The sequence below is a fragment of the Micromonospora deserti genome (assembly GCF_003236335.1).
Taxonomy (GTDB): Bacteria; Actinomycetota; Actinomycetes; order Mycobacteriales; family Micromonosporaceae; genus Micromonospora; species Micromonospora deserti.
The window spans coordinates 19,138-29,114 of the sequence record NZ_POUB01000049.1 but is presented as its reverse complement, the minus strand read 5'-3'; the positions used below and the strand labels follow the sequence as shown (position 1 = coordinate 29,114).

Annotated in this window: 8 protein-coding genes; 6 read left to right on the top strand and 2 right to left on the bottom strand. The window is 73.6% G+C overall.

Going from position 1 to position 9,977, the window contains the following annotated elements:
- The coding region (locus C1I99_RS10335; RefSeq protein ID WP_111133995.1) for an MFS transporter at positions 1-1,350 on the bottom strand (1,350 nt) is incomplete at its 3' end.
- Between the two features lie 78 nt (positions 1,351-1,428).
- On the opposite strand from C1I99_RS10335, the gene C1I99_RS10330 reads away from it, so the two are divergent.
- The 5 genes from C1I99_RS10330 to C1I99_RS10310 all read left to right on the top strand — a co-directional run bounded on the left by C1I99_RS10330 (position 1,429) and on the right by C1I99_RS10310 (position 6,257).
- Positions 1,429-2,208, top strand: a complete 780-nt coding sequence (locus C1I99_RS10330; protein ID WP_111133994.1) for an AraC family transcriptional regulator — start codon at positions 1,429-1,431, stop codon at positions 2,206-2,208.
- A gap of 81 nt (positions 2,209-2,289) precedes the next feature.
- Positions 2,290-2,769 carry a GbsR/MarR family transcriptional regulator gene (locus C1I99_RS10325; RefSeq protein ID WP_111133993.1) on the top strand — a complete coding sequence of 160 codons (480 nt, stop codon included), beginning with the start codon at positions 2,290-2,292 and terminating at the stop codon, positions 2,767-2,769.
- On the top strand, positions 2,762-3,670 hold the full coding sequence (locus tag C1I99_RS10320; protein ID WP_111133992.1) for an ABC transporter ATP-binding protein: 909 nt from the start codon (positions 2,762-2,764) through the stop codon (positions 3,668-3,670). Before C1I99_RS10325 ends, C1I99_RS10320 begins: the two co-directional genes overlap by 8 nt.
- The gene (locus C1I99_RS10315; protein ID WP_233512448.1) at positions 3,657-4,454 is read left to right on the top strand and encodes an ABC transporter permease subunit; all 798 of its coding nucleotides are present in this window, start codon (positions 3,657-3,659) and stop codon (positions 4,452-4,454) included. Before C1I99_RS10320 ends, C1I99_RS10315 begins: the two co-directional genes overlap by 14 nt.
- Positions 4,455-4,580: 126 nt before the next feature.
- On the top strand, positions 4,581-6,257 hold the full coding sequence (locus C1I99_RS10310; protein ID WP_111133991.1) for an alkaline phosphatase D family protein: 1,677 nt from the start codon (positions 4,581-4,583) through the stop codon (positions 6,255-6,257).
- Positions 6,258-6,381: 124 nt separating this feature from the next.
- Here the strand turns inward: C1I99_RS10310 and C1I99_RS10305 are convergent, their stop codons facing one another.
- The gene (locus C1I99_RS10305) at positions 6,382-6,786 is read right to left on the bottom strand and encodes a YjbQ family protein (RefSeq protein ID WP_111133990.1); all 405 of its coding nucleotides are present in this window, start codon (positions 6,784-6,786) and stop codon (positions 6,382-6,384) included.
- Between the two features lie 216 nt (positions 6,787-7,002).
- Here C1I99_RS10305 and aceE point away from each other — a divergent pair, with 216 nt between their 5' ends.
- Complete coding sequence (gene aceE, locus C1I99_RS10300; RefSeq protein ID WP_111133989.1) at positions 7,003-9,747, top strand: pyruvate dehydrogenase (acetyl-transferring), homodimeric type; 2,745 nt, start codon at positions 7,003-7,005, stop codon at positions 9,745-9,747.
- The last annotated feature ends 230 nt before the right edge of the window (positions 9,748-9,977 follow it).

The following is a 9,977-nucleotide window of genomic DNA, read 5'->3' as shown; positions in this document are numbered from 1 at the left end:
GGACTGGTGGGCGGCCAGAGCGCCGGACAGGAGGAGGGCGGCCGTCGCGGCGGGAGCGGCGGCCGGTGCCGGGGAGAGGTACAGGGCGCCGAGGGTGGCCACCCCGAGCACCGCCGCGAGCAGGGTGCCCGTGGAGACCAGCGCGGAGAACGCGGCCGCCGCCGTGACCGGCACCGCGCCGGCCAGCCGGGCGACCAGCGGGCTGAACGCGGCCGCGTGCGCCGCGCCGCCCACCAGCAGCAGCCCGCTCCCCACCAGCCACGGCCAGCCGTCGGGGGACAGCAGGGCGACCGCCAGCACCACCACGGCCAGACCCGGCGGGCCGGCCACCGGCAGGGCGTCCCGCACCCGCCGGGGCAGCCGCGGCACCGCCAGGCCGCACAGCGCGAAACCGGCGGCGTACGGCAGGAAGGCCAGACCTGCGGCAAGGGCGCTGAGACCCAGTCCGTCCTGCAACCGCAGGGTCAGGGTGAACAGGAAGCCGGCATAGCAGCCCATCACCACGCCGGCGGCCAGCAGGCCGGCCGCCACGCCGGGCAGCCGCAGCACGGTCACGTCAAGCAGCGGCGCGCCGCCGCGCCGGGCCAGCCGGTCCTCATAGCGCAGGAAGAGCCCGAGTCCGACCGCGCCGGCGGCGGCCACCGCCGGCAGCGACCACCGTGGCCAACCGAGGTCCCGGCCGAGCACCAGCGGCACCACCAGGGCGAGCATGGCCGCGGAGAGCAGCAGCACTCCGGGTGGGTCGAGCGCCTCCCGGCGGGTGCCGGCCGGCGGCGGGCCGAGCACCCGCCGACCCAGCGGCAGCAGGAGCAGCCCGACCGGCACGTTGACCAGGAACGCGGCCCGCCAGGCCAGCCCGCCGAGGTCGAGGGTGACCAGCAGGCCACCGAGGACCTGACCGGCCGCGACCCCGAGCGCCAGAATCATCGAGTACGCCCCGATGGCCCGGGTCCGGGCCGTGCCGGTGAACCGGGCCTGGATCAGCGCCAGCACCTGCGGCACCATCAGCGCTCCCGTGGCCCCCTGGAGCACCCGGGCCGCCACCAGGCTGCCCGGCCCCGGTGCCAGCCCGCAGGCGAGCGAGGCGACGGTGAAGCCGGCCAGGCCGACCAGGAAGACCCGCGCGGCGCCGTGCCGGGCGCCCAGCCGCGCGCCGGTGACCACCAGCACGGCGAAGGCCAGCGTGTACCCGGCCAGCACCAGCTGCGCCAGCGCCGGCGGGCCGGCCAGGTCGGCCCGGATCGCCGGCGCGGCCACCGCCGCGATCGAGGTGTCCATCGAGGCCATGGCCTGCCCGGTCAGCAGGACGACGAGCAGCGCGGTGCGCCGCCGGGAGATCGGCTCGGACATGGCGGACACCCTGCCCCCGCCCCGGGCCCGGCGTCTTGTCGATCCTTGCGCCCCTCGGCGGCGGCTACCCTGGCCGGCATGCGGACCAGCACCCTGCTCGCCCGGCATCCGGACTTCCGGGTCCGGGCGGTGTGCTGCCGCGACGACCACACCGGCTGGTCCGCGCCGGAGCCGAGCCGGGCGTACGGGATGGTGCTCACCCGCCGGGGCGGCTTCCGCCTGCGGGGGCGCGGTGGCGAGGAGTTCGTCGACCCGACCGTGGGTTACCTGACCGTCCCCGGCGAGGAGCAACGCTTCGCCCACCCGGCAGGGGGCGACGACTGCACCTCGCTGCACCTGTCGCCACGGTTGTGGCGGGACCTCTTCGCCGACCGCCCGGCACCGGCCGTGGTGCACGTCGACGCCCGCGTCGACCTGGCCCACCGGTTGCTGCTGCGCGCCGCGGCCCGCCCCGATCCCGACTTCGCCGCCGCCGAGCGGCTGGTCCGGCTGGTCGGCGCGGCGGCCGGGCCGGCGCCCGGCTCGCCCGGGAGGGACCGGCTCCTGGTGGCGGCCGCCCGGGCGGCGGTGCGCGACGGTGCGCCCGAGGCGGCCGGGTTGCTGCCGCTGGCCCGCGCGCTCGGGGTGTCGCCGTACCGGCTGAGCCGCTCCTTCCAGGCGCTGGTCGGGGTGCCGTTGACCCGCTACCGCAACCGGCTGCGGGTCGGGCGGACGCTCGACCTGCTGGCGGGCGGGGCCGACCTGGCCACCGTCGCGGCAGAGCTGGGCTTCGCCGACCAGGCCCACCTGACCCGGACGGTCCGCGCCCACCTCGGGCAGACCCCGGGCCGGCTGCGCCGACTGCTGCGTGACGGCTGACACCAGCCCGGGGCTTCCCCGCCGGCACCCCCCGGCGTACTCTTGGTTCAGAACTTCTTGAACGTTTGGAACGAGGAGTCGATGACGGAACTGTCCGCCCAGCGCCGCTACGCCGAGGACGCCGCCGTCGTGCTGAGCGGGCTCGGCCTGCCCCCGGCGTACGGCAAGCTGCTCGGCTGGCTGCTGGTCTGCGACCCGCCGTGGCAGACCAGCAGCCAGCTCGCCGAAGGGCTCGGGCTCTCCAAGGGCTCGGTCAGCACCGGCATGCGGCTGCTGGAGACCAGCGGCCTGGCCCGCCGGGTGCCGGTGCCCGGGCACCGCGGCCACGCGTACGAGGTCAGGCCGGACGCGATCATCCGGATCGCCGCCGACGCCACCAAGTTCCGGGCGTTCCGGGAGCTGATGGAGCACGGCCTGGCCGTCGTCGGCGGCGAGGACGCCCCGGGCACCGAGCGGCTGCGGGTGATGCGCGACTTCTACGCATTCATCGAACGCGAGGTGCCGAAGCTCGTCGAACGCTTCGAGGCCGAGTACACGGGGAAGGGAGACGGTGATGGCTGAGCCCACCATCGAGACGGAGAACCTGGTCAAGACGTACGGCCGCAACCGCGGCCTGACCGGGCTGGACCTGCGGGTCGAACCCGGCGAGGTGTACGGCTTCCTCGGCCCCAACGGAGCCGGCAAGTCGACCACCATCCGGCTGCTGCTCGACCTGATCCGCCCGACCAGCGGCCGGATCAGCGTGCTCGGCGCCGACCCCCGCCGCGACGGGGTGGCACTGCGCCGCCGGATCGGCTACCTGGCCGGCGACTTCATCGTCGACGGCCGGCAGACCGCCCGCGAGCTGCTCACCTACCTCGGCAACCTGCGCGGCGGGGTGCCCCGGGGCCGGATCGACGAGCTGGCCGCCCGGCTCGACCTGGACCTCGGCCGGCGGATCAGCGGGCTGAGCAAGGGCAACCGGCAGAAGGTCGGCGTGGTGCAGGCCTTCATGCACGACCCGGAACTGCTCATCCTCGACGAGCCGACCAGCGGCCTGGACCCGTTCCTGCAGCAGGAGTTCCTGTCCATGGTGCGCGCGGCGCGGGCCGACGGGCGGACGGTCTTCATGTCCTCGCACGTGATGAGCGAGGTGCAGCAGACCGCCGACCGGGTGGGCATCATCCGCGAGGGCCGGCTGATCACCGTGGCCCGGGTCGAGGAGCTGCGCGAGCAGGCCGTCCGCAGGGTCGAGGTCAGCTTCGCCGACCCGGTCACCGAGGCGGAGTTCGCCGCCCTGCCCGGTGTCAGCGAGGTCAGCGTCACCGGGACCACGCTGCGCTGCCGGCTGGACGGGCGCGCCGACGCGCTGGTCAAGGCCGCCGCCGGGCACACCGTGGTCGGGCTGCTGTCCGAGGAGCCCGACCTGGAGGAGCTCTTCTTCGGCTACTACTCCAAGGAGGACACCCGTGCTGCTGCGTGACCCGTTCACCAAGGCGCTGCACGACGCACGCCGGTCGCTGCTCGGCTGGACCGTGGCGATCGTCGCCGTCGGCGCGATGTACGCCTCGTTCTGGCCGACCATGCAGGCGCCGGAGATGGCCGAGGCGCTCCAGGCGTACCCCGAAGGGCTGCTGGAGGCGTTCAACTACAGCGACCTGACCACCGCCGCGGGCTACCTCGGCAGCGCCGTGTACGGGCTGCTCATCCCGCTGCTGGTCGCGGTCTTCGCCATCGCCGCCGGCACCCGGGCGGTGGCCGGCGACGAGGAGGCCGGCACCCTCGACCTGGTGCTCGCTCACCCGGTCGGCCGGGCCCGGCTCGCCCTCCTGCGCTTCGCCGCGGTGGCGGTCGGCCTCGTCGCGATCGCCGTCCTGCTCGGCCTGGCCATGCTCGCGCTGAGCGGCCCCGCCCAGTTCGACGGGATCGGCGTCGGCGGTTTCGCCGCGATGACCCTGCACCTGGCCCTGTTCGGGCTGACGTTCGCCGCGCTCGCCTTCGCCGTCGGCGCGGCCACCGGGCGGCGGGCCGCCGCGCTCGGCGCCGGCGCCGGCGCCGCCGTGCTCGGCTACCTGGCGAACTCGGTCTTCCCGCAGGTCGAGGGGCTGACCTGGGCCCGGGAGCTCTCCCCGTTCCACTGGTACCTGGGCGGCTCGCCGCTGATCGGCGGGGTGCAGCCGGCCGGCGCGCTGCTGCTGCTCGGCGCCACCGCGCTGCTGGTCGCCGCCGGCACCGCGGCCTTCACCCGCCGGGACCTCGCCGTCTGACCGGTACGCCGAGGGCTCCTTGTTCCGCAAAAAGCGAGGACAAGGGGCCCTGCTGGTCATCCGGCGGTCACCCGCGGCCGCGACGCTCCCCAGGTCGGCGAGGAACCGGACTCTGGGGAGGATTTCGTGTCACTGTCCCGACGTACCATCCTGTTGACCGGCGCGGCGGTCGGCGCGGCCGGTGCCGTCACCGGCCTGCCCGGGGCGGCCGGCGCCACGCCCGGCGGCCCGGCACCGGCGTCCGCCGCCGGCACCCGGCGGCTGGCGTACCCGTTCACCCTCGGGGTGGCCTCCGGCGACCCCGACCACGACGGCTTCGTGCTCTGGACGAGGCTGGCCCCGCGGCCGCTGGCCGAGGACGGGCTCGGCGGGATGCCCGACCGGGTCGTTCCGGTGCAGTGGGAACTCGCCGCCGACGAGCGGTTCCGGCACGTGGTGCGGCGCGGCGTGGCGTGGGCGCGGCCCGGGTCGGCGCACAGCGTGCACGTCGAGCTGGACGGCCTGCTGCCCGGTCGGGAGTACTTCTACCGGTTCCGGGCCGACGGGCACCTGTCACCGGTCGGCCGGACCCGCACCGCGCCCGCGCCGTGGAGCCTGCCGGCTGCCCTGGCCATGGGCTTCGCCTCCTGCTCGCAGTACGAACACGGCTGGTTCACGGCGTACCGGCGGCTGGCCGAGACCGAACCGGAGCTGATCCTGCACCTCGGCGACTACCAGTACGAGTACGCGAAGGACACGTACACCGTCCCGGGCGGCAACCCGCGCGACCACGAGGGCCCGGAGACCCGGACGCTGGCGAACTACCGGCAACGGCACGCGCAGTACAAGACCGACGCGGACCTGCAGGCGGCGCACGCCGTCGCGCCCTGGGTGGTGGTCTTCGACGACCACGAGGTGGAGAACAACTGGGCCGACGAGGTGCCCGAGGCGCCGGACCCCGGGTTCCTCGACCGGCGGGCGGCGGCGTTCCAGGCGTACTACGAGAACATGCCGCTGCGGCGCAGCTCCGTGCCGCGCGGCATCGACATGCAGCTCTACCGCCGGGTGCGCTGGGGGCGGCTGGCCACCTTCCACATGCTCGACACCCGGCAGTACCGCGACGACCAGGCCTGCGGCGACGGCTACCGCAGCTGCGCGGCGGCCGCCGATCCGGCCCGCTCGATCACCGGGGCCGAGCAGGAGGCCTGGCTGCTGGACGGTTTCCGCCGCTCCGACGCCCGCTGGGACATTCTCGGCCAGCAGGTCTTCTTCGCCCAGCGGGACAACAACTCCGGTCCGCTGACCGTCACCAGCATGGACGCCTGGGACGGGTACGTCGCCTCCCGGGACCGGATCACCCGGGGCTGGCTGGCCGCCGGGGTGCGCAACCCGGTGGTGCTCACCGGCGACGTGCACGCGCACTGGGCCAGCGACCTGAAGCTGGACTACACCGACCCGACCTCCCGCACGGTCGGCAGCGAGCTGGTCTGCTCCTCGATCACCTCGGGCGGGGACGGCGCCGACTCGGTCACCGGCTCGCACCCCTGGCTGGCGTTCAACCCGCACCTGCGGTTCCAGAACAGCCTGCGCGGCTACGTCCGCACCACCATCACCCCGGCCCAGCTCACCGCCGACTTCGACGTGCTGCCGTACGTCAGCCGGCCGGGCGCGCCGGCGCACACCCGGGCCACCTTCGTCATCGAGGACCGGGTGCCCGGCCTGCACCTGACCGCCGACAACCCGCTCCCGTCGACGGCGGCGCGCAGCGCCGCCGTGCAGGACGAGGGCCGCCGCACGGTCGAGACGGAGACCGTGCGCCCCTGACCCCGCTCCGCCCGGCGACGGGGGCGCGTCGAGGCGCGGGACCGGGCGCGCCGGCGGGCCCGGAAGGAGTGGCTGTTCCGGCGAACGGCCACTCCTTCCGGGAGGATGGTTCCCCCGGAGTGGGTCAGGCCGGGAGGAAGGAGAAGCGGACCTGGCGGCTGGGGTTGTCGCCGTTGGGGTCGACCAGGCAGAGGGACTGCCAGGTGCCGAGCGCCAGCCGCCCGTCGAGCACCGGCAGCGTCGCGTACGGCGGCAGGAACGCCGGCAGCACGTGGTCCCGCCCGTGCCCGGGAGAGCCGTGCCGGTGCCGCCAGCGGTCGTCGGCGGGCAGCAGGTCGTCGACCGCGCTGAGCAGGTCGTCGTCGGACCCGGAGCCGGTCTCGATGATCGCCAGCCCGGCGGTGGCGTGCGGCACGAAGACGTGCAGCAGCCCGTCGCCCTGGCCGGAGACGAACCGCCCGGCCTCGGCGGTGATGTCCCGGACGGTCGGCCGGGTCCCGGTCTGGACGGTGATCACCTCACTGCGCATACGTCGCATTCTGCCGCAGCCCCACCCCGAGCAGGGCCAGGGTCGCGCCCAGCGCCGCGATCATGAGCGCCCGGGTCGTCGCGGGCGGTCGCGTAAAGTTACTGGTGGGTACCTGTGTTGAGCGTCGCGTCTCGGACCGGTGGACGTGACGGCGGGTGGCACCAGAGGGCAGGATGGCGCTAGAGACCTATCCCACACACAACCGAGGGAACGCCTGTGGCTACGGAACGCAAGCGCCCGGTGATCACCGCCGGTCTGCCGAGCCAGCTTCCGGACATCGACCCTGAAGAGACCAGCGAATGGGTCGAGTCGCTCGACGGTGTCATCGACGAACGCGGGACCAAACGCGCCCGCTACGTCATGCTGCGCCTGCTGGAGCGGGCCCGCGAGCGCCAGGTCGGGGTGCCGTCCCTGACCACCACGGACTACATCAACACCATCCCGCCGGAGCGCGAACCGTGGTTCCCGGGTGACGAGCACGTCGAGCGGCGGATCCGGGCGTACGTCCGGTGGAACGCCGCGATGCTGGTGCACCGGGCGCAGCGCCCGGAGATCGGCGTCGGCGGGCACATCTCCACGTTCGCCAGCTCGGCGTCGCTCTACGAGGTGGGCTTCAACCACTTCTTCCGCGGCAAGGACCACCCGGGCGGTGGCGACCACATCTTCTACCAGGGGCACGCCTCCCCCGGCATGTACGCCCGGGCGTTCCTGGAGGGCCGGCTCACCGAGGAGCAGCTCGACGGGTTCCGCCAGGAGCTGTCCCACCCGCGCGGCGGCCTGCCGTCGTACCCGCACCCGCGGCTGATGCCGGACTTCTGGGAGTTCCCCACCGTCTCCATGGGGCTGGGCGGGCTGAACGCGATCTACCAGGCGCGGTTCAACCGGTACCTGCACCACCGGGGCATCAAGGACACCTCCGACCAGCACGTCTGGGCGTACCTGGGCGACGGCGAGATGGACGAGCCGGAGACGCTCGGCGCGATCGGCGTGGCCGCCCGCGAGGAGCTGGACAACCTCACCTTCGTGATCAACTGCAACCTGCAGCGGCTGGACGGCCCGGTCCGCGGCAACGGCAAGGTCATCCAGGAGCTGGAGGCGTTCTTCCGGGGCGCCGGCTGGAACGTCATCAAGGTCGTCTGGGGCCGGGAGTGGGACCCGCTGCTCGCCGCGGACACCGACGGCGCCCTGGTCAACCTGATGAACACCACGCCCGACGGTGACTACCAGACCTACAAGGCGGAGTCCGGGGCGTACGTGCGGGAGCACTTCTTCGGCCGGGACCCGCGCACCCGCAAGATGGTCGAGCACCTCTCCGACGACGAGATCTGGAACCTCAAGCGGGGCGGGCACGACTACCGCAAGCTGTACGCGGCCTACAAGGCGGCGATGGAGCACACCGGCCAGCCGACGGTGATCCTGGCCAAGACCATCAAGGGCTGGACGTTGGGCTCGCACTTCGAGGCGCGCAACGCCACCCACCAGATGAAGAAGCTGACGCTGGAGGATCTGAAGACCTTCCGCGACCGGCTCTACCTCGACATCCCGGACTCGGCGCTGGAGGAGAACCCGTACCTGCCGCCGTACTACCACCCGGGTGAGAAGTCCGACGAGATCGCGTACCTCAAGGAGCGCCGGACGCAGCTCGGCGGGTACCTGCCGTCGCGGCGGGTCACCGCCGCGCCGCTGGCCATCCCGGCCAGCGAGCGTTTCTCCGACGTCAAGCGGGGCTCGGGCAAGCAGAAGGTGGCCACCACCATGGCCTTCGTCCGCCTGCTCAAGGACCTGATGAAGGACAAGGATTTCGGCAGGCGCTGGGTGCCGATCATCCCGGACGAGGCCCGCACCTTCGGCATGGACTCGCTCTTCCCGACGCAGAAGATCTACTCGCCGCACGGGCAGCGGTACACCGCGGTCGACCGGGAGCTGTTCCTGTCGTACAAGGAGGCCACCGGCGGGCAGATCCTGCACGAGGGGATCAACGAGGCCGGCTCGGTCGCCTCGTTCACCGCGGCCGGGAGCTCGTACGCCACCCACGGCGAGCCGATGATCCCGATGTACATCTTCTACTCGATGTTCGGGTTCCAGCGCACCGCGGACGGGCTGTGGGCGGCCGCCGACCAGATGGCCCGGGGCTTCCTGCTCGGCGCCACCGCCGGCCGGACCACGCTCAACGGCGAGGGGCTCCAGCACGAGGACGGCCACTCGCACCTGATCGCCGCCACCAACCCGGCGGTGGTCGCGTACGACCCGGCGTTCGCGTTCGAGATCGCGCACATCGTCGAGGACGGCCTGCACCGGATGTACGGGGACGCGCAGGAGAACGTCTTCTACTACCTGACGATCTACAACGAGCCGATCCTGCAGCCGGCGGAGCCGTCCGACGTGGACGTGGAGGGGCTACTCAAGGGCATCTACCGCTACTCACCCGCCCCCCAGGTCAACGGGGACGCGCCGAAGGCCAACCTGCTCGCCTCCGGCACCGGCATGCAGTGGGCGCTGCGGGCGCAGCAACTGCTCGCCCAAGACTGGGGGGTGGCCGCCGACGTCTGGTCGGTGACCTCCTGGACGGAGCTACGCCGGGACGCGGTGGAGTGCGAGGAGCACAACCTGCTCGACCCGGGCGGCGAGCCGCGGGTGCCGTACATCCAGCAGAAGCTGGCCGACGCGGAGGGCCCGAAGGTCGCGGTCAGCGACTGGATGCGCGCGGTGCCGGACCTGATCGCCCGCTGGGTGCCCGGTGACTACACCTCGCTGGGCACCGACGGGTTCGGCGTGTCCGACACCCGGCACGCCCTGCGCCGCCACTTCCACGTCGACGCCGAGTCGGTGGTGGTCGCGACGCTGCGACAGCTCGCGCTCCGCGGCGCGGTGCCGGCCACCGTCCCGGCCGAGGCGGCCAAAAAGTACGCGATCGACGACGTCACCGCGGCCCCGGTCGGCGAGACCGGCGGCGACAGCTGACCCAGGCGTACGCAACGGAGGGCCCGCCGCACCCGCGCCGGGCCCTCCCTCATCCCCCGCCCCGTCGATCATGCAGTTGTGGTGGGTACATAACCTCCCGAAGCGGCGTGCAACGGGCACCACAAGTCCATGATCGGGCGGGGCTGGGGTGGGCGCGAGGGGGCGGTGGTCCGGTGTCCCTGGCGGGGACCCGGGCCACCGCCATCGCGGGTGGCGCCAGGACGCGGCTC